21 protein-coding genes and 1 pseudogene are annotated in these 25,487 nt (G+C 61.6%); 14 read left to right on the plus strand and 8 right to left on the minus strand.

The features are described from left to right. Positions 1 to 62 precede the first annotated feature (62 nt). The 5 genes from ACM5SV_RS21525 (at position 63) to ACM5SV_RS21545 (ending at position 9,329) form a co-directional block, all read left to right on the plus strand. On the plus strand, positions 63 to 3,263 hold the full coding sequence (locus ACM5SV_RS21525) for an efflux RND transporter permease subunit (protein ID WP_113546038.1): 3,201 nt from the start codon (positions 63 to 65) through the stop codon (positions 3,261 to 3,263). A gap of 206 nt (positions 3,264 to 3,469) precedes the next feature. Next, on the plus strand, positions 3,470 to 4,381 hold the full coding sequence (locus ACM5SV_RS21530) for an NAD(P)-dependent oxidoreductase (protein ID WP_113546037.1): 912 nt from the start codon (positions 3,470 to 3,472) through the stop codon (positions 4,379 to 4,381). Beyond that, positions 4,378 to 6,162 (plus strand): IlvD/Edd family dehydratase, encoded by a 1,785-nt coding sequence (locus ACM5SV_RS21535; RefSeq protein WP_221973061.1) that lies wholly within the window; start codon positions 4,378 to 4,380, stop codon positions 6,160 to 6,162. The genes ACM5SV_RS21530 and ACM5SV_RS21535 overlap by 4 nt, the downstream gene beginning before the upstream one ends. A gap of 131 nt (positions 6,163 to 6,293) precedes the next feature. Continuing rightward, a complete protein-coding gene (locus tag ACM5SV_RS21540; RefSeq protein ID WP_221973062.1) occupies positions 6,294 to 8,111 on the plus strand; it encodes a putative bifunctional diguanylate cyclase/phosphodiesterase in 1,818 nt (605 codons plus the stop codon). A 369-nt stretch (positions 8,112 to 8,480) separates the two neighbouring features. Then, entirely contained in the window at positions 8,481 to 9,329 is an 849-nt protein-coding gene (locus tag ACM5SV_RS21545) for a GNAT family N-acetyltransferase (RefSeq protein WP_221973063.1), read from the plus strand. Positions 9,330 to 9,376: 47 nt separating this feature from the next. Here the strand turns inward: ACM5SV_RS21545 and ACM5SV_RS21550 are convergent, their stop codons facing one another. Then, the gene (locus ACM5SV_RS21550) at positions 9,377 to 10,294 is read right to left on the minus strand and encodes a DMT family transporter (protein WP_221973210.1); all 918 of its coding nucleotides are present in this window, start codon (positions 10,292 to 10,294) and stop codon (positions 9,377 to 9,379) included. A gap of 193 nt (positions 10,295 to 10,487) precedes the next feature. On the opposite strand from ACM5SV_RS21550, the gene ACM5SV_RS21555 reads away from it, so the two are divergent. Then, positions 10,488 to 11,786, plus strand: a complete 1,299-nt coding sequence (locus ACM5SV_RS21555; RefSeq protein WP_113546033.1) for an adenylosuccinate synthase — start codon at positions 10,488 to 10,490, stop codon at positions 11,784 to 11,786. 60 nt (positions 11,787 to 11,846) lie between these two features. Beyond that, positions 11,847 to 14,372 (plus strand): hypothetical protein, encoded by a 2,526-nt coding sequence (locus ACM5SV_RS21560; protein WP_221973064.1) that lies wholly within the window; start codon positions 11,847 to 11,849, stop codon positions 14,370 to 14,372. 123 nt (positions 14,373 to 14,495) lie between these two features. Here the strand turns inward: ACM5SV_RS21560 and rpoH are convergent, their stop codons facing one another. Beyond that, positions 14,496 to 15,404 (minus strand): RNA polymerase sigma factor RpoH, encoded by a 909-nt coding sequence (rpoH, locus tag ACM5SV_RS21565; protein ID WP_003561986.1) that lies wholly within the window; start codon positions 15,402 to 15,404, stop codon positions 14,496 to 14,498. Positions 15,405 to 15,593: 189 nt separating this feature from the next. Then, positions 15,594 to 16,619 (minus strand): RluA family pseudouridine synthase, encoded by a 1,026-nt coding sequence (locus tag ACM5SV_RS21570; protein ID WP_012758708.1) that lies wholly within the window; start codon positions 16,617 to 16,619, stop codon positions 15,594 to 15,596. 43 nt (positions 16,620 to 16,662) lie between these two features. Between ACM5SV_RS21570 and ACM5SV_RS21575 the strand changes: the two genes are divergently transcribed. Further along, positions 16,663 to 17,049 (plus strand): hypothetical protein, encoded by a 387-nt coding sequence (locus tag ACM5SV_RS21575; RefSeq protein ID WP_012758707.1) that lies wholly within the window; start codon positions 16,663 to 16,665, stop codon positions 17,047 to 17,049. Between the two features lie 7 nt (positions 17,050 to 17,056). Continuing rightward, positions 17,057 to 17,881, plus strand: coding sequence for a TrmH family RNA methyltransferase (locus ACM5SV_RS21580; RefSeq protein ID WP_221973065.1), 825 nt, complete (start codon positions 17,057 to 17,059; stop codon positions 17,879 to 17,881). Between the two features lie 70 nt (positions 17,882 to 17,951). Here the strand turns inward: ACM5SV_RS21580 and ACM5SV_RS21585 are convergent, their stop codons facing one another. Together ACM5SV_RS21585 and ACM5SV_RS21590 are read right to left on the minus strand one after the other, a co-directional pair. After that, positions 17,952 to 19,118 (minus strand): hypothetical protein, encoded by a 1,167-nt coding sequence (locus ACM5SV_RS21585; protein ID WP_012758705.1) that lies wholly within the window; start codon positions 19,116 to 19,118, stop codon positions 17,952 to 17,954. Positions 19,119 to 19,234: 116 nt separating this feature from the next. Further along, on the minus strand, positions 19,235 to 19,822 hold the full coding sequence (locus ACM5SV_RS21590; protein ID WP_222015846.1) for a DUF1134 domain-containing protein: 588 nt from the start codon (positions 19,820 to 19,822) through the stop codon (positions 19,235 to 19,237). A gap of 194 nt (positions 19,823 to 20,016) precedes the next feature. On the opposite strand from ACM5SV_RS21590, the gene chpT reads away from it, so the two are divergent. Together chpT and ACM5SV_RS21600 are read left to right on the plus strand one after the other, a co-directional pair. Beyond that, a complete protein-coding gene (chpT, locus tag ACM5SV_RS21595; protein ID WP_003542366.1) occupies positions 20,017 to 20,664 on the plus strand; it encodes a histidine phosphotransferase ChpT in 648 nt (215 codons plus the stop codon). A gap of 121 nt (positions 20,665 to 20,785) precedes the next feature. Continuing rightward, positions 20,786 to 21,148 (plus strand): response regulator, encoded by a 363-nt coding sequence (locus ACM5SV_RS21600; RefSeq protein WP_003542364.1) that lies wholly within the window; start codon positions 20,786 to 20,788, stop codon positions 21,146 to 21,148. 219 nt (positions 21,149 to 21,367) lie between these two features. Here the strand turns inward: ACM5SV_RS21600 and ctrA are convergent, their stop codons facing one another. Beyond that, the gene (ctrA, locus tag ACM5SV_RS21605; protein WP_003542362.1) at positions 21,368 to 22,069 is read right to left on the minus strand and encodes a response regulator transcription factor CtrA; all 702 of its coding nucleotides are present in this window, start codon (positions 22,067 to 22,069) and stop codon (positions 21,368 to 21,370) included. Positions 22,070 to 22,505: 436 nt separating this feature from the next. On the opposite strand from ctrA, the gene ACM5SV_RS21610 reads away from it, so the two are divergent. Then, positions 22,506 to 22,856 (plus strand): hypothetical protein, encoded by a 351-nt coding sequence (locus tag ACM5SV_RS21610; RefSeq protein ID WP_003542353.1) that lies wholly within the window; start codon positions 22,506 to 22,508, stop codon positions 22,854 to 22,856. Between the two features lie 204 nt (positions 22,857 to 23,060). Here the strand turns inward: ACM5SV_RS21610 and ACM5SV_RS21615 are convergent, their stop codons facing one another. Further along, positions 23,061 to 23,339 carry a GNAT family N-acetyltransferase gene (locus tag ACM5SV_RS21615; RefSeq protein WP_222015847.1) on the minus strand — a complete coding sequence of 93 codons (279 nt, stop codon included), beginning with the start codon at positions 23,337 to 23,339 and terminating at the stop codon, positions 23,061 to 23,063. Between the two features lie 55 nt (positions 23,340 to 23,394). On the opposite strand from ACM5SV_RS21615, the gene ACM5SV_RS21620 reads away from it, so the two are divergent. Then, the gene (locus tag ACM5SV_RS21620; protein WP_017994976.1) at positions 23,395 to 23,961 is read left to right on the plus strand and encodes a paraquat-inducible protein A; all 567 of its coding nucleotides are present in this window, start codon (positions 23,395 to 23,397) and stop codon (positions 23,959 to 23,961) included. 23 nt (positions 23,962 to 23,984) lie between these two features. On the opposite strand, the gene ACM5SV_RS21625 is transcribed toward ACM5SV_RS21620, so the two are convergent. Continuing rightward, positions 23,985 to 24,260 (minus strand): DUF1153 domain-containing protein, encoded by a 276-nt coding sequence (locus ACM5SV_RS21625; RefSeq protein WP_007533628.1) that lies wholly within the window; start codon positions 24,258 to 24,260, stop codon positions 23,985 to 23,987. A 398-nt stretch (positions 24,261 to 24,658) separates the two neighbouring features. On the opposite strand from ACM5SV_RS21625, the pseudogene ACM5SV_RS21630 reads away from it, so the two are divergent. Next, positions 24,659 to 25,470, plus strand: a pseudogene (locus ACM5SV_RS21630) (DNA-binding protein). Positions 25,471 to 25,487 lie beyond the last annotated feature (17 nt).

Genomic DNA, 25,487 nt, shown 5'->3' on the forward strand with positions numbered 1-25,487 from the left:
GCGGCTCCCAAACCGCCGGAGAGGGACTTTGCATCCATGTTCACCCCGGAGAGGGCTTTGATATGAACATCTCCAGATTCTTTGTCGACCGCCCGGTCTTTGCCGGCGTTCTTTCGGTCCTCATCCTGGTTGCCGGCCTGATCGGCCTGCGCGCGCTGCCGATTTCCGAATATCCGGAGGTCGTGCCGCCGTCGATCGTCGTGCGCGCTACCTATCCTGGCGCCAACCCGTCCGTCATCGCCGAAACGGTGGCAACGCCGCTCGAAGAGCAGATCAACGGTGTCGAAGGCATGCTCTATATGGCCAGCCAGGCGACATCGGACGGTGTGCTCAACGTCACCGTTACCTTCAAGCTCGGCACCGACCCCGACAAGGCGCAGCAGCTCGTGCAGAACCGCGTTTCACAGGCCGAACCGCGCCTGCCGGCGGAAGTCCGTTCGCTCGGCATCACGACGGTCAAGAGCTCACCCAACTTCATTATGGTCGTCAACCTCGTCTCCGACGGGAACAATCACGACATCACCTATCTTCGCAATTACGCGACCCTGAACGTCAAGGATCGGCTCGCCCGCATCGCAGGCGTCGGTCAGGTACAGGTCTTCGGCGCCGGCGACTATTCCATGCGTGTCTGGATCGACCCGCAGAAGGCCGCCGAGCACAATCTTGCCGCCAGCGACATCAGCAGCGCGATCAGCTCCCAGAACATCCAGGCCGCCGCCGGTATCATCGGCGCATCGCCGAGCCAGCCCGGTGTGGACCTGCAGCTCAACGTCAATGCCCAGGGCCGCCTGCGCACGCCCGAGGAGTTCGGCAACATCATCGTCAAGACGGGCGCCAATGGCGAGATCACCCGCCTTCGCGATGTCGCCCGCATCGAGCTCGGTGCTGCGGACTACACGCTGCGTTCGCTGCTCGACGGCAAGCCGGCCGTCGCCGTCGCCGTTCTTCAGGCGCCAGGTTCGAACGCGATCGAGATCGCGGACAATGTGAACGCGACCATGGATCAGCTGCAGCTCGCCATGCCTGAGGGCGTCAAATACGAGATCGTCTATGATACGACGAAATTCGTGCGGGCCTCGATCGAGAAGGTCATCGACACGCTGCTCGAAGCCATCGCGCTCGTCGTCCTCGTCGTCATCCTGTTCCTGCAGACGTGGCGCGCCTCGATCATCCCGCTGATCGCCGTTCCTGTCTCGATCATCGGCACCTTCGCGGTCATGTATGTCTTCGGCTTCTCGATCAACGCGCTCAGTCTGTTCGGACTGGTGCTTGCGATCGGTATCGTCGTCGACGACGCGATCGTGGTGGTCGAAAACGTCGAGCGCAATATCGAGGAAGGCCTGTCGCCGCGGGCTGCCACCTACAAGGCGATGAGGGAAGTCTCCGGTCCGATCGTCGCGATCGCGCTGGTCCTCGTCGCGGTCTTCGTGCCACTTGCCTTCATCTCCGGCCTGTCGGGTCAGTTCTACCGCCAGTTCGCGCTGACGATCGCGATTTCGACCGTCATCTCGGCCTTCAACTCGCTCACCCTGTCTCCGGCGCTGGCAGCCCTTCTCCTGAAGAGCCATGATCAGCCGAAGGACTGGCTGACGCGGTTCATGGACGCTATCTTCGGCTGGTTCTTCCGCGGCTTCAACCGTGTCTTCGGCGCGGGCTCGAATGCCTACGGCAAGGGCGTGGGCGGGCTGTTGTCGCGCAAGAGCATCGTCATGGTGATCTATCTGGCGCTGGTCGGTGCGACCTACAGTCTGTTCAGCACTGTTCCCGGCGGCTTCGTGCCGTCGCAGGACAAGCAGTATCTGATCGGCTTTGCCCAGTTGCCGGATGCCGCAAGCCTCGACCGCACGGAGGACGTCATCAAGCGCATGACCGACATCGCGCTGGCGCAGCCGGGCGTTGCCAATGCGATCGCCTTCCCAGGCCTGTCGATCAACGGCTTCACCAATTCCTCGAATGCCGGCATCGTCTTTGTGACGCTGAAGGACTTCGAAGAGCGCAAGACGCCTGATCTCTCGGGCGGCGCAATCGCCATGGCGCTGAACCAGAAGTTCGGCGTCATCCAGGATGCCTTCATCGCCATGTTCCCGCCGCCGCCGGTCAATGGTCTCGGCACGACGGGCGGCTTCAAGCTGCAGATCGAGGATCGTGCCGGCCTCGGCAACCAGGCACTCGACGAGGCGACCAAGGCAGTGCTTGCAAAGGCCTACCAGACGCCTGAACTCGCCGGGCTGTTCTCCAGCTTCCAGATCAACGTGCCGCAGCTCTATGCCGATCTCGACCGTGCCAAGGCCGAGCAGCTCGGGGTTTCCGTCACCGACGTCTTCCAGACGCTGCAGATCTATCTCGGTTCGCTCTATGTGAACGACTTCAACGCTTTCGGCCGCACCTACAGCGTCCGCGTTCAGGCCGATGCGAAATTCCGCGCCCAGCCGGAAGATATCGGCCAGTTGAAGGTCCGTTCGGCATCGGGTGAGATGATCCCGCTTTCGGCCCTCTTGAAGGTGGAGCCGAGCACCGGTCCGGAACGCGCGAACCGCTATAACGGCTTCCTTGCCGCCGATATCAACGGCGGTCCGGCACCGGGCTTCTCGTCCGGTCAGGCGCAGGCGGCAATCGAGAAGATCCTTCACGAGACCCTGCCTGCGGGCATCGACTTCGAATGGACGGATCTGACCTATCAGCAGATCCTGGCCGGCAATTCGAGCATCGTCGTCTTCCCGCTGGCGCTGCTGCTCGTCTTCCTCGTGTTGGCCGCCCAGTATGAAAGCCTGACGCTGCCGCTTGCGATCATCATGATCGTGCCGATGGGCGTGCTGGCCGCGCTGACCGGCGTCTGGCTCACCGGTGGAGACAACAACATCTTCACCCAGATCGGACTTGTGGTGCTTGTCGGTCTATCGGCGAAGAACGCGATCCTGATCGTGGAATTCGCCCGCGAACTGGAGTTCGAGGGAAGGACACCGCGGGAGGCCGCGATCGAGGCCAGCCGCCTTCGCCTTCGCCCGATCCTCATGACCTCGCTCGCCTTCATCATGGGCGTCGTGCCGCTCGTCATCTCCACAGGCGCCGGCGCGGAAATGCGCGCGGCCATGGGTGTCGCGGTCTTCTCCGGCATGATCGGCGTGACCTTCTTCGGCATCTTCATGACGCCGGTGTTCTACGTGCTGCTGCGGCGGTTGACGGGCAACCGTCCGCTCGTCCAGCACAAGCCGGACGAACACAAGGAAGAAGAGGCGGAGGTCATCCGGCTCGCGGCGGAATAAACGGAATTCAACCTTCCTTTGTCGGGTAAATCGGGCGGGAACTTCGGTTCTCGCCCGTATCGTTTTCAGGGCATGAGGCCGAAGTGCGCGCGGCCTTCGGACGACGCCCTCGAGGGCATGTGACAAATATGCGTTACGTCCGTCAAAACGGTTTGCAACGATGGGCGAGGGGACTATCAAAGACGGACAACAGTTGGGAGGACTGAATGACGAGTTCGAGAGAAGGTCATGACGGCAGGCGGATCGCCTTTCTCGGCACCGGCCTGATGGGCGCGCCGATGGCTCGCCGGTTGCTGGGCGCGGGCTTTGCCGTCACCGTCTGGAATCGGGATCTCAGCAAGGCCGAGGCGCTTGCGGAAGACGGCGCGGTCTGCGCGAAAACACCTGATGATGCCGTCTCGGGCGCCGACGTCGTCATCACCATGCTGACCAACGCCGAGGCGGTGGAGGACGTGTTGTTCGACCGCGGAGCGGTCGATGCGATGACGTCTGGCACAACGGTCATCGACATGAGTTCGATTGCCCCGCATTTCGCCCACGACCATTCTGCAAGGCTTGCCGAACGCGGCGTCGATCACGTCGATGCGCCGGTATCAGGCGGCGTCGTCGGGGCGGAAGCGGGTACGCTTGCGATCATGGCGGGCGGTGACAAGGACGTGATCGACCGGCTTGCGGATATCTTTGCGCCGATGGGGCGGGTGACCCGCGTCGGTCCGAGCGGGGCAGGCCAACTCGCCAAGCTTGCCAACCAGCAGATCGTCGCGGTGACGATCGGCGCCGTCGCCGAAGCGATGATGCTGATCGAAGCGGGCGGCGGCTCGCAGGCCGCATTCCGCGACGCCATTCGCGGCGGCTTTGCCGAGAGCCGTATCCTCGAACTGCACGGCAAGCGCATGGTCGAGCGGCAGTTTACCCCAGGCGGTTCGTCCAGCAACCAGCTGAAGGATCTGAACGCCGCCATGGAGACGGCCAAGACCCTGTCGCTGACGCTGCCGCTGACGGCGGCGGTGCATGCCGAATTCAGCGAATTCGTCGCCAATGGCAATGGCGAAAAGGATCACAGTGGCCTGCTCCTCCATCTCGAAGAGAAGAATGCCCGGCCGGGAGAAAAACAGTGACGGACAGCCATTCGGCGAAGCGGCGCCTGCGTTCGCAGGACTGGTTCGACAATCCCGATCATATCGACATGGCAGCGCTCTATCTGGAGCGCTTCATGAATTACGGCATCACGCCGGAAGAACTGCGCTCCGGCAAGCCGGTCATCGGGATTGCCCAGAGCGGCAGCGATCTCACGCCTTGCAACAGAGTGCATGTCGAGCTTGCCAAGCGGGTGCGCGACGGCATCCGCGATGCCGGCGGCATTCCGATCGAGTTTCCGACGCATCCGATCTTCGAGAATTGCAAGCGCCCGACGGCGGCACTCGACCGCAATCTCGCCTATCTCGGCCTCGTCGAAATCCTCTACGGCTATCCGCTCGACGGTGTCGTGCTGACCACCGGCTGCGACAAGACCACGCCTTCAGCGATCATGGCTGCTTCGACGGTCGATATTCCGGCGATCGTGCTCTCCGGAGGGCCGATGCTCGACGGTTGGCACGAGGGGGAGCTGGCGGGCTCCGGGACGGTGATCTGGCGGATGCGGCGGAAATATGCGGCAGGCGAGATCGATCGGGAGGAATTTCTGCAGGCGGCGCTCGATTCTGCGCCTTCCGTCGGCCACTGCAATACGATGGGCACCGCTTCGACGATGAATGCGCTGGCCGAGGCGCTCGGCCTTTCGCTGACCGGCTGTGGCGCCATTCCGGCCGCTTACCGCGAACGCGGCCAGATGGCCTACCGCACCGGGCGACGCGCCGTCGAAATCGTGTTCGAGGATCTGAAGCCGTCGGATATCCTGACGCGCGAGGCTTTCCTGAATGCGATCCGCACCAATTCGGCGATCGGCGGCTCGACCAACGCGCAGCCGCATCTGGCCGCGATGGCGAAGCACGCCGGCGTCGAACTCTATCCCGACGATTGGCAGGTACATGGTTTCGATATCCCGCTGCTGGCCAATGTCCAGCCGGCGGGCGCCTATCTCGGAGAGCGCTTTCATCGTGCCGGCGGTACGCCGGCGATCATGTGGGAGTTGCTGCAGGCCGGAAAGCTCGCCGGCAACTGTCGCACGGTGACGGGCAGGACGATCGCCGAGAACCTAGAGGGCAAGGAAGCGCGCGACCGCGAGGTTATCAAGCCGTTCGCTGAGCCGCTGAAGGAGCGGGCGGGCTTCCTCGTTCTCAAAGGCAATCTCTTCGATTTCGCGATCATGAAGATGAGCGTGGTCTCGGAGGATTTCCGCCGGCGCTACCTTGAGGAACCCGGGCACGAAGGCGTCTTCGAGGGCAGGGCGGTGGTTTTCGACGGTTCCGAGGACTATCACAAGCGCATCAACGATCCCGAACTCGGTATCGACGAAAATACCATCCTCGCCATCCGCGGCGCCGGGCCGATCGGCTGGCCGGGTTCGGCTGAGGTCGTCAACATGCAGCCGCCGGATCATCTCCTGAAGCGCGGCATCAGCAGCCTGCCGACGATCGGCGACGGCCGCCAGTCGGGCACGGCGGACAGTCCCTCGATCCTCAACGCCTCGCCGGAGAGTGCAGCGGGAGGCGGCCTCGCCTGGCTTCGTACCGGCGATATCATCCGCATCGACTTCAACCACGGGCGCTGCGACATGCTGGTCGAGGACGCCGAGATCGAACGGCGCAAGGGCGACGGCATCCCGCCAGTGCCGGCGGATGCGACGCCGTGGCAGCAGATCTACCGCCGCTCGGTGACGCAATTGTCGGACGGCGCGGTGCTGGAGGGAGCGGCGGAATTCCGCCAGATCGCAAAAAACCCGCCGCGGCACAACCACTGATCTTAAAGGTGCCGCAGACTGCAAGTCCTTTGATCCAAAAGGGGAAAGTCGTAACGAACAGTTCACCTAGTCATTAGTTCGGTCATCAGCACAAGGCTTCATTAATGCCGGCTTGAGACCATATTGCCGTTATGCAAGCTTCTAAGGCTGGGACCGCGTTGCCAGAGATCAAAGCCACACGATCCGAACGGGAGTTCCAGGATCTTCTGCGTCGGCTCGAACTCGCTCTCGATGCATCCCAGATCGGTGTCTGGGAGCACAGCATCGAGCAGGACGGGATCTTGTGGGATGCACAGATGCATCGTCTCTACGAGACCGGCGAGACGTGCCGGCTGGTGCCGGCATCGCTTTGGTCGGATGCCATCCATCCCGATGATCGCGAGCGGGCCGAACGCGACTTCGAGCAGGCGATAATGACGCGCGGCGCCTATAATTCGCAATTTCGGATCGTGCTGCCGAGCGGTGAAATCCGCCATTTGCGTTCGCGCGCGCATTTCTATGTCGATGCGGAGGGTCTGCCTTCCTTCATCGGCGCCGAATGGGATGTGACGGCCGACATACTGCTCAACGCGGAACTGGCGCGGCAAAAGGTGGTGGCCGAGGCGAGGGCGCTGGCGCTTGAGGAAAGCAATGCCCGCATCGAGCATGTCGCCGATCATGACTATCTCACCGGCCTGCCGAACCGGCGCCTTCTCGACAAGCGGCTGGCGGAGTTGCCAGCCGACAAAAGCATCACGACGCTTGCCGTGCTGCATCTTGACCTCGACCAGTTCAAGCAGATTAACGACAGCCACGGTCATGCCGCTGGCGACGCCGTTCTCAGGGCCGCAGCACTTAGAATCACCGCCGCCATTCCTGCAAATGGCGTGGTCGCCCGCGTTGGCGGCGATGAATTCGTCATCGTACTGGTCAATTTCGCCGATCTCACTGAGCTGAAGCTGATCACCGAGGACGTCCAGCGTCGGCTGCGGAAGAAGATCCGCTTCGGCCAGGAGATGCTGCAATCCGGCGCCTCGATCGGCGTTTCCTGGAGCGGCGATCGGCGTGCGCGCAACCTGCTGGCCGAATCCGACCTGGCGCTCTACCAGGCCAAGAAGCTCGGGCGCAACCGCGTCGAATTCTTCACGCGGCAATTGCAGGAGGATCTGCGCTCCAAACGTCGCCTCGCCGAAGAGCTGAAGCTTGGGCTGGAGCGCGGTGAGATCCTTCCCTATTATCAGGTGCAGCTCGACGCCCGGACGCGGGAGGTCATCGGCTTCGAGGCGCTGGCGCGCTGGAAACATCCGGAGAAGGGCGTGCTCGCTCCGGGGGTATTCCTGAAGATTGCCGATGAGCACGGACTTGCGGCGGAGATCGACGCGGCGATCCTCAAAAGCGTTCTCGAAGACCGGCTGTTCTGGCTGTTGCGCGGCCTTGCGGTTCCGCGCATCGCCGTCAATATCTCGGCGTCGCGGCTTGCCGATCCTGCACTGCTCGACAAGCTGAGGAAACTCGATATCCCGCCCGGCGTGATCGTCTTCGAACTGGTCGAGACGATTTTCCTCGACGACAGCGACCAAAAACTGCTCGATCATATCGGCGATATCAAACAGATGGGCATCGACATCGAGATCGACGACTTCGGATCGGGCCATGCCTCGCTGATCGGTCTCGTCAAGCTGCGGCCGAAACGGCTGAAGATCGACCGGCAACTCGTCACCGAGGTCGTCAGCTCGGCCGAGCAGCGGCGCGTGGTGGGTTCGATCGTGGAAATCGCGAAGGCACTCGATGTCGAGGTGATCGCCGAGGGCATCGAGACCGAGGCGCATGCCGTTGTGCTGGCGCAGCTCGGCTGCGACGGCCTGCAGGGTTACGCGTTCGGTTATCCCGCACCGGCGGCGGAGACAGACCGTCTGTTCTCATCGATGACGAGCCGAATCGAAAAGCAGAAGACCGTGATGGGCAGTTGAACGGCCGGTGATCCTTCTGCGGGCGACTGTCATCGCTCCCGGTTTTTTGCCGCGTCGCGGAGGTGATTTCGGACGAACGCTTCTCTCGTCTTTCAAATTCGCAGGCGGTCTCTTTTCGGCGCGGCTTTTTATTCGCATCGGCAGGAAGATAATTGGCGTGCAAGTAATTTTCTTGAGCTTGCAACGGCATTGTTTCATGGTAATGCGGAAACGAAGCTTTCTGTATTGCATCGAAAAATGATTATACGCGTCGTCAAGTCCATGAGCGCGGCTCTCCATCGTTCGCAGGTGCAATCGAGAGCTGGGGCCTGACAATTGCTTTGCCGTTGCCGGGATGGACTTGCGGGACATTTAATCTAGGAAAGTCGCATGAATTCGGAATTTGCCGTTCGTTCGATGCGGCCCGGCGAACTTGAACTCGTGCTCGAATGGGCGCGTCAGGAAGGCTGGAACCCTGGCCTCGACGATTCGCTTGCATTCCTCGAGGCCGATCCGTCAGGATTTTTCGTTGGCTCCATCGGCGAAGTCCCCGTCGGTTCGATCTCGGTCGTCAAATATGGTGAGAGTTTCGCCTTCCTGGGCCTCTACATCGTCCATCCCGATTTTCGCGGCAAGGGTTATGGCAAGGCGATCTGGGAGACGGGCATTGCCAGCGCGGGAGACCGCACGATCGGTCTCGACGGCGTCGCCGCACAGCAGGACAACTACCGCAAGGCCGGCTTCGAACCAGCCTATTCCACCATTCGCTACGGCGGCGTCGCCACCTCCTTGCCGGTCTCGACGCTTGTCGCGCAGTCGGTGCTGGATTCACGCCTTGAAGGCCTGCAGCGCTATGATTTGGCGATCTTTCCGCAGCCGCGGGATGCCTTCCTCTCCTCCTGGTGCACCGGCCGCAAGGGCCGCCGTTCGGCGGTGGTGCGCAAGAGCGGCAAGATCCGCGGTTACGGCACGATCCGCCGCTGCTACGAGGGCTACAAGATCGGCCCGCTCTTTGCCAATGATGCCGACAGCGCCGCGGCGTTGCTTGCCGAATTGATCCCCGAGGCGAAGGGGGCCGCGGTCTTCATCGATATTCCCGCAGAGAACCACGAGGCGGTCGCGCTTGCCGAAGGCATTGGCCTTCAACCGGTGTTCGAGACGACACGCATGTATCGCGGGTCGGCGCCGGCCATTCCGCTAAAGCACGTCTTCGGCGTGACGACGCTGGAACTCGGTTAAAGCCTGTCCCGGTCAGATTGAACGCTTCAATCTGACCGGGAAAGGCTTTAATCCACGGGTGAGGCGGGTACGGTCTGTGCCGAAGATTTCGGCCGGCCCTTTTCGGCGATCGCGATGCCGCCCAAGGTCAGCACCAGCGCGATCACATGGAAGGACTGCAACTGCTCGCCGATCAGGGCGACGGAGAGCAGCGTTCCGAACACCGGCACGAGATTGATGAAGAGGCCGGCCCGGTTGGCGCCGATTGCCACGACGCCCTTGATATAGAGGATCTGCGCCACCAGCGAGGGGAAGATCGCCGTGTAGAGAGTGATGACCCAGCCGGTGTGATCCGGCCACTGCGCAGCACCCCGGCCGGCCTCCCAGAGGAGCAGCGGCAGCGAGGTCAGCATGGCGCCGAACGCCGGGACCGCCATCAGCGTGCGCCAGTCGAGCGGCGGCTTCCAGCGCAGGAAGATCGTGTAAACGGAATAGGCGGCAATGGCGATCAGCATCAGCCCGTCGCCGCGGTTGAGGCTGAGTTGCAGCAGCGTTGCGAGGTCGCCATGCGCGGCGGTCAGGGCGACGCCGATCAGCGTCATGCCAAAGCCGAGACATTGCGCCAGCGAGATGCCGGTACGGAAGAACATGAAATTCAGCAGGAAGATCAGCATCGGGATGCCGGCCTGCTCGATGGCGACGTTGATCGCCGTCGTATATTGCACGGCCGAGTAAAGCATAGCGTTGAAAAGGGTGTAGCCGATGACGCCGTAGAAGATGAGCAGCGGCAGGTTCTTCCTCACCACCGGCCAGTCCTTCCGCAGTTGCGGTAGCGAAATTGCGGCGATCATCGCGACGGCAAGGAACCAGCGCAGGAAGGTTAGCATCATCGGGCTGATATGCCCGAGCGCGAGCTTGCCGGCGACGGAGTTGCCCCCCCAGCAGAGGGTGGCGATAACGAGGCAAATATAGGCCGTGGCTTGCAAGAGCGTTCTTCCCGTCTTTCCGCGATCGCCGAGCGCGGCGTTTTGTGACGGGAAATAGCCTGCCGGCTGCTGATTTGTCACGTAAAAAGCCCAATCTGCTGTGACAACAGGGTCGCTTTCCAAAAAACAAAGCTTTATAGATGCGCGGGTTTGAGCAGGTGCGCGGTTCCGCGCCGGTAACAGGAAGAGTTGGATGACGAACGTAGTCGTGGTCGGTTCGCAATGGGGTGACGAAGGCAAGGGCAAGATTGTCGACTGGCTTTCGGAGCGTGCGGATATTGTCGTGCGCTATCAGGGCGGACACAATGCCGGCCATACGCTTGTCATCGACGGCACGAGCTATAAGCTCTCGCTGCTTCCGTCCGGCGTCGTGCGCCCGGGCAAGATGGCGGTGATCGGCAACGGCGTCGTCGTCGATCCGCATGCGCTGATCGCCGAGATCGGCCGGCTGGAGGCGCAGGGCGTGACGGTCACGCCTGACAATCTGCGCATTGCCGACAATGCGACGCTCATCCTGTCGCTGCACCGCGAGCTCGACGCGATGCGCGAGGATGCTGCGTCGAACAGCGGCACCAAGATCGGCACGACGCGCCGCGGCATCGGTCCGGCCTATGAAGACAAGGTCGGCCGCCGCGCCATCCGCGTCATGGATCTTGCCGATCTCGAGAGTCTTTCCGGCAAGGTCGACCGTATTCTGACGCATCACAATGCGCTTCGCCGCGGCCTCGGCGTTGCCGAAGTCAGCCACCAGGCGATCATGGACGAACTGACCTCGATCGCCGATCGGGTGCTGCCCTTCCGCGACACCGTCTGGCTCTTCCTCGACAAGGAGCGCCGCAAGGGTGCTCGCATCCTCTTTGAAGGCGCGCAGGGCAGCCTGCTCGATATCGATCACGGCACTTATCCTTTCGTGACCTCCTCGAACACGGTGGCCGGCCAGGCCTCAGCCGGTTCCGGCATGGGACCCGGCTCGCTCGGTTATATCCTCGGCATCACCAAGGCCTATACGACGCGCGTCGGCGAAGGCCCGTTCCCGACTGAGCTCACCGACGAAATTGGCCAGTTCCTGGGCGAGAAGGGGCATGAGTTCGGTACTGTGACGGGGCGTAAGCGCCGCTGCGGCTGGTTCGACGCTGCACTCGTACGCCAGTCGGTCGCCACCAACGGCATCACGGGCATCGCGCTCACCAAGCTCGACGTGCTCGACGGTCTCGAGGAATTGAAGATCTGCGTCGGCTACATGCTTGACGGCGAACAGATTGATCATCTTCCCGCAAGCCAGGGAGCGCAAGCTAGGGTCGAACCGATCTACGTCACCCTGGAGGGATGGAAGGAATCGACCGTCGGCGCCCGCAGTTGGGCGGATCTGCCGGCGCAGGCGATCAAATATGTTCGCCAGGTCGAAGAGCTGATCGGGGCACCCGTCGCGCTCCTTTCCACCAGCCCGGAGCGGGATGACACGATACTTGTGACCGATCCGTTTGAGGATTAAGCTCACGGGTCACTGTGGAGGATGGTTCGGTAGAGTGCCGGACTTCTTGAGAAAGTACTGATGGCGGATTTTATTGCAGTCATTCGGCGGGCCGTCGACGGCCTGGCTGAAAATACCCCCGAGATGCGGGTGAAGGTCTACGAACGTGCCCGCGGCGCAGTGCAGCGGCAGCTCGAGAACATGAAGCCGCGTCCGCCGGAAGCCATGCTGCAACGCCAGCTCGAAAAGCTCGAGGCTGCCATCCGCGAAGTGGAAGGCGAACACTCCGAGGCGATGCCGCTCGATGAGCCGGTTGCGACCGTCGCCGCGTTGGAATCCTTCGAAGAACAAGCGGTTTCCGACGAAAGTGAACCGGCGCCGGAGACGGCTGTCGAGGAACCGGCATACGAAGCCTATGCGGAACCGCAAGCGGCCGAGGCCGCCGACGAGCCCGATCACGTGGAAGCCGCCGCGCCGGAGGAGGCTGAGGAAGAGGTCGCTGCCGAGGAGCCTCTTTCCCAGGAAACACTGGTTTCTCCTGAAACAGCCGTTTCCCCGGAAACTCCTGGTCCCGCCGAGACACCGGTTTCGCCGGAGACACCCGGTCTGGCCGAAACATACTGGCATCCCTCGCATGAGGAGGAAGCGCCGGCCGAGGAATGGCATGCCAGCGAGGCGCGCGACGTCGTTGCTGAAGACGTGCCGGCTGAACATGACGGCTGGGAGCCGCCTGCCGCGCATCGCGACGAGCAAGCCGACGAAGACCGCGCCGACGGGCGGCATCCCCTGGAAGCCGACGAGATCGCGGCCGAACCGGCGGCGGTGGAAAGCGAGGAGCCGGAGGCCGAGGAGGCTTACGAGCCCGTCGAGCCATTGCAGCCGATCACCCGCGGCATAGACCATGCATCCAACCGCCTTGTAGAGCCGGTCGCCGATTTCGATCGTCCGCAGGAGTTCGTCGAGCACAGCCGCGAGGAGCCGTTGCAGGCCGAAGCTGCGGCGCATTTCGACCCCGTCTGGACCGAGCCCGTTGCCGAAACGCCGGCTCCGGCGCCCAAGGATGCGGAGACCGAATGGGCGGAAGAGGAACTCCGGCAATATTCGGAGACGGCGCCGGCGCCGATTACCGCCGATGCCTCGGCGCGCGCCTTCGAGGAGGTGATATCGAGCCTCGAAAAAGTGGCACCCGCCGCCATCATGCCGGCCGCCAAGGAAAGTTTTTCTTGGGAGACGGCCGCCTTCGACGATCTGCCGCCGATCGAGGCCGACAGCGGTAAGAAGACACCGGTTGCCTCTCATTTCGACGATGTCGATATTTTCGCGGAAGTGCACAACGGCAAGCCGGCGCCCGCTAGCGGCGCGCCGAGCGAGGACTGGCGAGAAGCGAAAGCGCTGCGCGGCTACGACCGCCGCGGCTCGGTCGCCGCTGACGACGATGACGCCAATCCGTCGATGGATATCGATCAGATTGTCGCCTCCAAGCTGCAGGGCAAGAGCTTCCGTATGGAACCGAAGCGCCGCCGCTTCGGCATCGGCACCGTGATCACGCTCATCTTCGCACTCATCCTGATCGGTGGCGGCGCCTATGCAGGCTGGACGAACAGAGAGGCATTGGTGGCGATGGTCGACGGGCTCGTCAGCTCGGCACCGTCGCAGGCGACCAGGAACGAGGCGGCAACGCCGCCGGACGGTTCGTCGACGCCTGCCCAGCCGGGCGCGGTGACGCCAGCCCAGCCGACCGCACCAGGAGCGCAGAATACTCCAGCGACGCCGGCACAGCCGAACCCGCAGGTAGCGTCAATGAACAATGACGGCGCTGCGGCCAATTCGAAATTCACCCAGCGGCTGCTGACTGATGGAACTGAGGTCGATAGCGGACCGGCGACCGTGCCGGGAACGCCGACCGCGGAAGGAAAATCGGTGGCCGAACAGAATGTCGCGGCAGCCGATACGCCGCCTGCCAGCGCGCAGGGTGATGCGGCACCCGCCGCCACGCCGACGCCGAACGGTGCGGCGGCATCGCCGCCGCAGGCCGCGCCCGTCGGTTCGTCGCAAAAGATGTTCCTCTATGAGGAGCGCATCGGCCAGAGCTCGCCGACGGCGATCGAGGGATCGGTCGTCTGGAGCGTGCAGCACGAGGCCGGCCAGGGCGGCCGGCAGGAGGCGACGGTGCAGGGCAATGTCACGGTTCCTGAGCGCAATCTCTCGGCTCTCGTCACCTTCAAACGCAATTCCGATCCGTCGCTGCCGGCAAGCCATCTCGTCGAGATCGTCTTCTCGGTGCCGCCGAATTTCGAAGGCGGCAGCATCGACAGTGTCCAGCGCATCTCGATGAAGCGCACGGAACAGGACCGCGGCGATGCGCTGATCGCGGTTCCGGCCAAGATCACCGACGATTTCCATATGATCGCGCTCAACGACTACCCTGATGCGCGCAAGGCCAATCTCGACCTGATGTCGACCCGCAACTGGATCGATATTCCGATCACCTACCGCAACGGCCGCCGCGCGCTGCTGACGATGGAAAAGGGCGGTACGGGAACGGACGCCTTCAATACTGCGATCAAGGAATGGACCGCGCTCGGAGATGTGTCGACGAGCCAATGAGGTGTTTACGCAATGCCAGCGCTCCCGGATCTTGATGGGGTGCTGAGGCTGCGGACAGAGATGAATGAAAAAGAAAAGGCGGGCCGCAAGGACCCGCCTTCTTCAATTGTATCACGCGGCAGGTTATGCCGTGGCTTCAACGACGCGGACGGCCTTGGCCCGTTCCAGGGCTTCCTTGCGAACCGCGTCCTGCACCTTTTCGAAGGCGCGGACCTCGATCTGGCGAACGCGTTCGCGACTGATGTCGAATTCGGTCGAAAGGTCTTCCAGTGTCACTGGATCTTCAGCGAGGCGGCGAGCCTCGAAGATGCGGCGTTCGCGCTCGTTCAGCACGCTCATCGCTTTCGCCAGCATGCGCCGGCGGGTGTCGAGCTCATCCTGTTCGATCAGCACGTCTTCCTGGCTGTCATGGTCGTCCACCAGCCAATCCTGCCATTGACCGCCGTCACCTTCGGCCGCCTTGATCGGCGCGTTCAGCGAGGCGTCGCCGGAGAGGCGGCGGTTCATCGAAATGACCTCCTCCTCCGAGACCTTCAGCTTGGTGGCGATCTCCGAGACGTGCTCCGGCTTCAGGTCGCCGTCATCGATTGCCTGGATGCGGCCTTTCAGCCGGCGCAGGTTGAAGAACAGGCGCTTCTGGTTGGCGGTCGTGCCCATCTTCACCAGCGACCACGAACGCAGGATATATTCCTGGATCGAGGCCTTGATCCACCACATGGCATAGGTGGCGAGGCGGAAGCCGCGCTCGGCATCGAATTTCTTGACGGCCTGCATCAAGCCGACATTGCCTTCAGAGACGACTTCGCCGATCGGCAGGCCATAGCCGCGATAACCCATCGCGATCTTCGCGACGAGGCGAAGATGGCTGGTGACGAGCTTGTGGGCGGCATCGCGATCACCATGCTCGGCATAACGCTTGGCGAGCATGTATTCCTGCTGCGGCTCCAGCATCGGAAACTTGCGGATTTCGTCGAGGTAACGATTGAGACCGGCTTCACCGGCGGTAATGGACGGCAAGGTATTTCGGGCCATAGTGCACCCTCCTAAAGTGAATTCCGGTTCCCGATGGAAACGCATCCTCGCGTTAAAAAAGGCGAACCGGGACGTGCGGCTCTCTCCGAGCCCACACTAAGTCAATGTACAGATAAGTGTGGCGAAACGGCGGTTCAAGGTGCCGCTCACGCAGGTGTGAGTTGGGCAGGCGGCATTCGGAGCCCGGCTTTATCGCCGCAGCGCTTCGACCAGTTCGACCATATCATCCGGCAGCGGCACCTCAAAATGCATGATTTCGCCGGTGCGGGGATGCTCGAACTGCAGCATGAAGGCATGCAGCGCCTGGCGGCCGAAACCGTTGACGATCTTGCGTATCTCTTCGGGCAGGAGATTGGCCTTGGTCTTGAAGCCGGCGCCGTAAACCGTGTCGCCGAGCAGCGGATGGCCGATATGGGCCATATGGACACGGATCTGATGGGTGCGGCCGGTTTCGAGGCGGCACTCGACCAGCGAGGCGAACGCGGTCGCATCCGGCTTCTCATGGAAGCGCTCGACCACCTGGTAATGCGTGATCGCCTCGTCGGCGTCCTGACTGTCGGGGCGCTTGACGGCACGGCGCGTGCGGTCGCCGGTGGCGCGGCCAAGCGGGGCATCGACCATGCCCGACAGTGAGCGGGGCCGGCCCCAGACGACTGCCTGATAGGCCCGCTCCAGCGGCATGGTGCGGCCATGGTCGGCAAATTGCAGCGACAGGTGGCGATGGGCAATGTCGTTCTTGGCGACGACCATGACGCCTGTCGTGTCCTTGTCGAGACGGTGGACGATGCCGGGGCGGCGCACGCCGCCGATACCGGAGAGCGTATTGCTGCAATGGTGGATCAGCGCGTTGACCAGCGTCCCTGTCCAGTTGCCGGCGCCGGGATGGACGACGAGACCGGAAGGCTTGGAGATGACGATGACGTCGTCATCCTCATGGAGGATATCGAGCGGGATGTCCTCGCCCTGCGGCGTCGGGTCTTCCGGCTCGGGCAGCGTGAGTTCGAAACTATCGCCGGTGCGCACCTTGCGCTGCGGGTCGGTGACGGGTTCGCCGCGCAGAAAAACCTGGCCGTCCTTGATCAGCGCCTTGATGCGGCTGCGCGAAAATTCCTCGCCCACCTGCGCCGTCAGCCAGGCGTCCAGCCGGCCTTCGGCGCTTTCATCGGCGGTCAGGACTTTTCTATTGCCGGCTGCTTGTTTAAAGGGGTCGCTCAAGACGCTTCTTCTCCGACGTATTTTTTTAGAACGGGACGCACAGATGACAGCAATCGAGCCAGACGACCAGGAAGAGAAGCCCCTTGATCCGGCGATGGAAAGTGTCCGGCGCAAGATGGTCCGCCTGCAGATCGTTTCCGGCGCCATCATGTTCGTGAGCCTTATGGCGGTCTTCGGCGCGGTTGTCTACAAGGTGATGCACAGCGAACCGAAGGAGACGGCGTCGGCTGTTGCCGCCTCCGGCGTGCCCTCGGATGCGCCGCTTGCGGCGACCGTTTCCTTGCCGCTCGGCTTCAAGGTGCAGTCCACCTCGTTTTCGGCCGGGCAGATCCTGTTCTACGGCGAAACGGCCGAGGGCAAGAATAAGGCGCTGGTTTACGATCTCAGGACCGGCCGCACCGTCGCCGACGTCACTGTTACGGGCAATTGAGGCCGGCATGGCCGCCGTCCCGATCGACATCGACAGCGCCGACGATCCGCGCGTCGCTGAATTCCGCGAGATCCGCGAGCGCGACCTGACAGGCCGAGAGAACCGCTTCATCGCCGAAGGCACGGTCGTGCTGCGCATGCTCGCCGAGGCGCATGCGGCAGGCCGCGGCTTTTTCGCCGAGAAGATCCTGCTGCTGCGCAACCGCGTCGAGGGCGTCCTGCCGATCCTGGAGCGGTTTCCGGCCGATGTGCCGGTCTATGTCGCCGGGGCCGATGTGCTCGACGGCGTTGTCGGTTTCCATCTGCACCGCGGCGTTCTCGCGCTCGGGAGGCGACAGGACCGCGGCGAGGCGGCACTTCTCGATGCGCTGCCGGAACGGGCGTTGATGCTCGTCGGCTGCGGCATTTCCAATCACGACAATGCCGGCTCGATGTTCCGCAATGCGGCCGCCTTCCGTGCGGATGCAGTGCTGCTCGACGAAACCTCCTGTGATCCGCTCTACCGCAAGGCGTTGCGTGTCTCGGTCGGTTCTGTGCTGAGCGTTCCGCACCGTCGCGGCGGCAAGGCGCTGGATGTACTCGTGGCGCTTGCCGAACGGGGCTTTGCCATCTGGACGCTTTCTCCGCACGGCAAGACCGATATCCGCGCCATTCCCGCCTCGACGCGCATGGCGCTCGTCGTCGGCACTGAAGGCGAGGGGTTGCCGGAGGCGCTGCTTGCGCGGTTCCAGAGCGCGCGCATTCCGCAGTCGGAGGAACTCGACAGCCTCAATGCCGCGACGGCGACGGGGATCGCGTTGTTTTCCATGGCCTCGGCGATGGGCCGGGTCTAACGCACATCCTTTCATCGGAATCGATTTTCAGGTTCTGCGTCAATTCAAACATGTTGGCGCGCCGGGCGTCCTATGGCGCGCGCGGGGGATCGGCGATGATCGCGGCTGCCCTGTCGGCAAGGCTGACACGATCGTTCGCGTTCTTTTCCGCAGCTTCGACGAGCAGCGTGCGGATCGGTGAGGCGGGACCCTCGCTGAGTGCGGTCAGCGCCACCATATTGGCGGCGATCGAGGCGATCTCCTCGCGGATCGCACCGTCGCGTCCGGTTACGGCCTTTGCCTTTTGCAGGCGCTCGGCAAGGGCGGCGCTGCGCTTGCGGACATCCTCGCCGATCTCAGCCGTGATCATGGCGGTGTCGAACGTGGATGTGGTCGTGTCTTCGGCCGTCATTTCCGCCGGCAGCTCCGCGACCAACCCGGCAAGGCCGGCGTCGCGCAGCACCCGGTTGACCTTGCGGATCTCGGTGTTGGCGGCCTTCAACTGCTCCTTCAACTTGGCGATCTCCTGCTGGCGACGAGCGACCAGGTTTTCCTTTTCGGTGGCGGAAGCGCTCTCGCGCGCGGCCTTGTCCTCCAGGCGGATCACCATATGCTGCTGCTGCGTCAGTTTCTGTTCGGCATCCTTGGCGCGCTTCTGCAGCAGGCTGACGTCCTGGCGCAGCGTGTCGCGTTCGTCGCGTAGCGCGTTGACGCGGAATTTCAGGCTCTCCGCCTCGGTCTCGCGCGCGGCCAGGTCTATCCTCAGCCCATCGGCCTGTTCACCGAGTTTGCCCAGCCGCGTCCTCATCGTCGTCAGTTCGCTCTCCTTATTGGCAGCGGACTGCTCGGCAATATGCAGATTGGTCTTCAACTGGCTGATATAGTTCTCGTCCTTGCGAAGATGCGAGCGCTGGTCGGCCGCCTCGACATGCATCTCGCCGATCTGGGCCTGCAATTCGCCGATCTCGGCGGCAAACCTGCCGGCGTCGACGGCGAGGGCGTCGTGGCGAAGCTGGAGTGACAGGGATTTCTCGCGCTCACGCAGAAGGTCCTGGGCGGTGCGGGCGTTTTCGGCGGCATAGAGCGCGCGCACCATATCCTTCTGGGCGCGAACCTCCTGCGGGCTCAGCGGCATCGTCGCTTTCAGCCTGTTCTCCGTATACCAGACGATGCGGCGGTGAACGGCGGGCGAGACCAGAAAGACGAGAAAGGCCGCGGTCAGGAAGCCCAATCCGAACAAGAGAGCATATTCGATCACGGCGCGGCCATCGGTAAGAAGGTTGATACGAGGTCAGCCGCGATGATTAAGCACGCGTGACGCGCATGGCAAGGCCGCCGGTGGGGACGGCGGCAGATTCCAGCGGCTTTGAGGCCTCAGAAGGGGTTCCAGGTCGGCGCCTGGGTGATTTTGAGATAGCCGACATTGACGCCGAGGCGGGCGCCGACGCCGGTGCGGATCGGCACGACCAGCACGTCGTTGTTCTTGAGCAGCGTCATGCCGAAGCCGGCGATCACATATGCCGAGCCGCTGACGCCGCCGAAGCGGGCATAGATGCCGTTGACGGAAGGCAGGTCGTAGACCAGCATCATCACGCGCGAGCCTTGGCCACCGTAATCGAGGCCCAGCGAGGGTCCCTGCCAGTAGAGATTATGTTCGCCGGCGTTCTTGGTGTTCAATTGGCCTTCACCATAGGTAAGGCCGGCGATGAAGGCGCCGCTGCCTTCCTGTCCGAGGATATAGCCGTTCGGCAGGCCATATTTCTGGAAGGCACTCTCGACCACTTTGGCAAGTCCGCCGCTGGCGGAGCCGAAGAAGGAGTGGCCGGCGTCGACGATTTCCTGCATCGTGTACTGGCCGTTGTCCTGGGCGGCAGCCGGCCCGGCAACCATCAGCGAGGAGAAGATGAGGGCCGAAAGTAACCTGCAGAAGCCGATGAATCGGTGCGGAAATCGAGGGCGCATGGTGTCATCCGTTCGTCGTTTGGCTAGGAGCGGGCAACCGCTCGCGGCGATTGGTGCATTTTGCGCCGATGATCTTAACAATCGGTTTACCAAATATGGTGTCATTATGGCATCGAGTACGATCGCAAACTTCGCGCAATTTTGATGAAGCATATTCCGGGCGCAATGAAATTGCCGCCCATCAGGAGACAATGATGTCCAAGAACCCCAATCTCACCCTGTCCGGCCCAGATCTGGCCGCGCTTCTTTGCAGCCGAGTTTGCCACGATGTCATCTCGCCCGTCGGCGCGATCAACAACGGGCTGGAACTCCTGGATGAGGGCGGCGCCGATGCCGACGCGATGGACCTGATCCGCACCAGCGCGCTCAACGCTTCCGTCCGCCTGAAATTCGCACGTCTCGCTTTCGGCGCGTCGGGTTCCGTCGGCGCATCGATCGACACTGGCGAGGCCGAGCGTGCAGCCAAGGATTTCGCCGTCGCCGAGAAGAAGACCGAGGTGATCTGGAACGGACCGCGCGCGATCGTCGCCAAGAACCGTGTCAAGCTGCTGCTCAACCTCTTCCTCGTTGCCTATTCCGCCATTCCGCGCGGCGGCGTGCTTGAGGTAACGCTCGAAAATCCCGAGTTTGATGCCAAGTTCAAGCTCACGTCCAAAGGCAAGTTGATGCGCTTGCCGCCGAAATTCGTCGAGATATCGACCGGCACGATCGAGGAGGCGATCGATGCCCATTCGATCCAGCCCTATTACACCGTGCTTCTGGCGCAGGAGTGCGGAATGACGCTTGATCACAGCGCCAGCGCCGACGAACTGGTGTTCACGGCAGTGGCTGCGGCAGCCTGATTTCGGAGCGCAGACGTGCGTCGGCGCTCCGTCCGGTAACGATTCGTTAGCCTGATGGACCTATTCTCCAGGGTTGTAAGAGGTCTCTTGCTGCGACGAATGCGGGGGCAAAGGAGCGGCCATGCAAAGGTTCATGATCACCGATAATTCGGACATCGTCCGTAAGGTCGGCAAGCGCATTCTCTCCGAACTCGACTTTCTCGTCAGCGAAGCCTCCAACGCCGGCGAAGCGCTGCAGCGCTGCCAGGCGGAGCTGCCGGAATATCTGATCGTCGATTCCGGCATGGAAGGCGCCCTCGACCTCATCGCCGCCATCCGTGCCATGGAAGGCGGCAAAGAGGTCAAGATTTATTATTGCGTCGTCGAGGCGGATCTGAAGAAACTGATGGCGGGCAAACGGGCCGGTGCTACCGACTTCCTGCTGAAGCCGTTCGATCGTAAGATCCTGACCGCCGTTTTCGGAAACCGCGCGATCGCCGCCTGACGGACAGATCTCTTCCGCTGATATCGGCACCACCGGAGCATGATGCCGCGTGCAAGCGGTTTCGGCCGCCCCACGCTATTTCCTTGATCGAAAGAACAGAAGATTTCAGGCCGATCCGGCCTAAGGTGAGGGCGGATTCTTAATGCGCAGGCAGAAACGAAAAATCCCGCCGAAAGGCGGGATCTTCGTTTGTCCGATAAGGGGGATCGGAAAAAAATATCAGGCGGTTTCGGCGTATTCGGCACCATCCGGCTCGCGAAGAACGTAACCACGGCCCCAGACGGTCTCGATGTAGTTGGCGCCGCCTGCAGCGTTGGCGAGCTTCTTGCGGAGCTTGCAGATGAAGACGTCGATGATCTTCAGTTCCGGTTCGTCCATGCCGCCGTAGAGGTGGTTCAGGAACATTTCCTTGGTGAGGGTAGTGCCCTTGCGGAGCGAAAGCAGCTCCAGCATCTGATATTCCTTACCCGTCAGGTGGACGCGCTGGCCGCCGACTTCGACCGTCTTGGCATCGAGGTTGACGATCAGTTCGCCGGTCATGATGACCGATTGGGCGTGGCCCTTGGAGCGACGGACGATGGCGTGGATGCGGGCGACGAGCTCGTCCTTGTGGAACGGCTTGGTCATGTAGTCGTCAGCGCCGAAACCGAGGCCGCGAACCTTGTCTTCGATGCCGGCCATGCCCGACAGGATGAGGATCGGTGTCTTGACCTTGGACAGACGAAGAGTGCGAAGCACTTCATATCCGGACATGTCGGGCAGGTTCAGATCGAGAAGGATGATGTCATAATCATACAGCTTGCCCAGATCGACGCCTTCTTCACCGAGATCGGTGGTATAAACATTAAAACTCTCTGATTTCAGCATCAACTCGATGCTCTGCGCCGTCGCGCTGTCATCCTCGATTAGAAGTACCCGCATAATTATCCCCTTTACCGCCGCCGAAAGGTGGTCTGGCCCCCTACACGATACCGAACACGCTACGTGATTTGAAAGCTGCCACGAAATGGTTAACAAATTCTAATTCACTCTGGCAAGGAGTATCGAATTTATTAAACAATTTTTCCATTTCTCTGTTTTCCAATAGGAATCTCAAAAAGGTGCTTCTCAACTTTAACATTAGGAAACAGCGCTAAGTGATTCATCCGACTCGCCAATGAAAAGGTTCGAACTTAATGCCGCGGCATTTACCGACCCTTAAATCATCGGGCCTATCATTAACGATGCCCGTAAACGAAAGGTTACCAGCGGTAGGTATTTGTTAATATCGCAGGAAATTTTTTAGCAAACCGTGTCAAAGCGGCGCGCAGGGCGGTTTCAAGTTGAGCCGGGGTCTCGCATCACGGGAGTAATGCGTATGAAGTCGCGAGAAAGTCTCGTTCGCCTGAAGGAATTTCAGGTGAACGAAAAACGACGTCAGTTGCAGCAGTTGCAGATGATGATGTCCGAATTCGAACGGATGACGAAGGATCTGGAGAGCCAGATCGTCGTCGAGGAAAAGAAGTCCGGTATTTCCGACCCGAATCACTTTGCTTATCCGACCTTCGCCAAGGCCGCGCGTCAGCGGGCCGACAACCTGCAGGTTTCGATCAAGGAACTGAAGATGCAGGAAGAGACGCTGGAAATGGCGCTCGAGGAGATGCAGGCGGAATATGCAAGGGCCACAGCGCTGGAAGAGCGTGACGGCGGCGCCAGAGCAAGGGCGTAACAGAAACGGCTGGGTGCCGGCTTTGGCGCCCTGGGATCGCCACTGAGAAGCCATGTATGATGGGCGCGCTGTCCGTTATACATGGCTTTTGGTGTTTGCCTTATGCGTCGCTCCCATGGGAAACGAGATTCGTCCCCCGCAGGGACGATTTGTCTTATGCATGTCCTGTCCCAAAGCGCGCTGTGCGTTTTTGGGCGACATGCATTAATTCACGACATCCTTCCATTCCGTATGGCGTTGCGCCTGCGCCTTGAAGAAAGGGCAGAGCGGGATGATCTTCCAGCCGCCGGTGCGGGCTGCCTCCACGGCGTGGAGCGCCAGTGCCTGGCCGACACCTTTTCCGCGCAGCGCATCGGGAACGGCCGTGTGATCGATGATGACGAGCTTCGGCGATGTGCGTGAATAGGTCATCTCCGCCTCTTGCCCTTCGACCTCGGCCGCATAGCGGCCGCCGGAGGCGCCTTCCTCACTTCGAATGTCCATTGTCTTTCCTCGTAACGGATATTGTCTTTGCGGACCGTGACATGGCAGCGCGGTCGTGCCAAGCCGTAGAGGCAATACAGGCAGGAGACAGAGTGTTCATGCAAAATGTCGGATCGATAAGAGATTCAGGGCAATGAGTGCGCTTTCGATGGCTCGCCCCGTGCTTCTCGTGGCCGCGCCGTTCTTCCTGGCGCTCGGTCTCGTCTTGCCGCTGGTCCGTTTCGAGACGCTGTATTTTTTCGACAAGACGCCGTCGCTGATCGAAATCATCGTCTCGCTATGGCAAGGCGGGGACGGGCTGCTGGCGGCAATCGTCGCCCTGGTTTCGATCCTGCTCCCGTTTCTGAAGATGGTCGGCATCACCGTGGAGGCGATGGGGATCACCGCGGAAGCGACGGCCGCCGGCGGTGGGGCCGGCAGCCTGTTCTATCGTCGCGTCGTACCGCATCTGTCCAAGTGGTCGATGATGGATGTGCTGCTGGTCGCGATCGTCATTGCGGCGGCGAAGACGACGGGGCTGGCGGATGCATTCACGCAGCCGGGCCTTTGGTGCTACGCAGCCTCGTCAATGATTTCGGGCCTTCTTCATTCCCTAACGGGAGATGCGTCCGGCCCGAAATAAATGTCGTCAATGCTGGGGTGTGATCAGTGACGATATTGCTGGATGCGCGTGGTGCGCAGGCCGGCAAGACCGTGGCTGTTGATCGACGACTGCCAGGAGAGGAATTCTTCGACCGTGAGCGTGTAACGCTCGCAGGCCTCTTCCAAGCTCAACAAGCCACCGCGAACAGCCGCGACAACCTCTGCCTTCCGGCGAATCACCCAGCGCCGCGTATTGGGCGGCGGAAGATCCGCGATCGTCAGGGGGCTGCCATCGGGGCCGATGACATATTTTACTCGGGGACGTATCATTTCGGTCATTGGACTCTCTACACAACGCAAGACCACGAACCCCACTCTAGCCTGCCACATTTAAAAATTGCCTAAACCCATCGTAAGACTTTGATAACAAATTTAGACGCCCGCCCGGCTGGTGACGTCGGGCAGCGGCATGCTGCTACGTCAATTTGCAGCGCCCGCATGGGAGCCATGCGGAATAAATATTAGCTGATTTCCCGGGATGATCTGATACGTGCGGCAACAAAGAATGAGCGCAAGACGTCGTCTACGTTCGTCCCGCTGTATCGGTCCAGTTCGCGCTTTTGAGGCTTCGTGTCCTCGGGATGCGGCGAAGAAGCCGTCTTTGCTGATGCCCCGACGCGAACTTTTCGCCGCCGGCAGCAAGGCTGAGCCGAAGCTGGCTATACGAGGATACAAAGATGAAAAGACGTGGACGCGCAGTCGGCGACTGCGCTGAGGATGCTGCATTTTCGCCTTCGCAGGCCGATGGCGTCGGGGTTTCGTTTAACGACGGTAAGGAACGGCTCGGGGTGATGGCGAAGCTTGTGGGCTTCGATTTCTATCTGCTCTCGGCTTTCCCGCGGGGCGACCGCACGGATTTCGCCGAAAACCGGTTGATCAGCAATTGGCTGCAAAGCCTTGTCGGCTTTTATTACGCTGCCGATCTCTTCTATTGCGGCAGACTGGTGACCGCGATGAAGCGGGCGATCATGCCGGTCTTCTGCGAGGAGGGGTCTTTTGCGGGCAGCGCCGCCAATCAGGAAAACCGCAAACTCGACAGGCTCTTTCAGATGCACGGGCTGAAGAATACCTTCGCCTTCGCGCAGCATGATGCTGACCTGAAACAATACACCTTCGCCTTTTCAGGCAGCTGTCCTATGCCCACGCGAGAGCAGGCGATGGCGCTGCTCTCCGGCTGCATGGAGCTTCTGGATAAGGTTTCGCGTAGCGGCAGCGTGGAGGATGGTCCCTTGGAGACGCTCACCCGGCGCGAAATCGAATGCCTGCCACGAATTGATTTAGGGAATCACGCAGCAATTCAAAGTGCTACAGCGTCCTTTGCGCGTCTAAAAAGACGAGCGGCGCTGTCTGCAAGAGCAGCGACGAGATCGCAATCATTCTCGATCTCTCGTCGCATACGGTGGCGGGTTATCTGAAGAGCGCGATGTGCAAGCTCGATTCGGTCAGCCGCATGACGGTCGCCGGAGCATTCCGGTACCGGCTGCTCTGAGGCAGCCGGTCCTTTCT

The organism is Rhizobium sp. CRRU65 (assembly GCF_048551595.1).
Lineage (GTDB): Bacteria > Pseudomonadota > Alphaproteobacteria > Rhizobiales > Rhizobiaceae > Rhizobium > Rhizobium leguminosarum_J.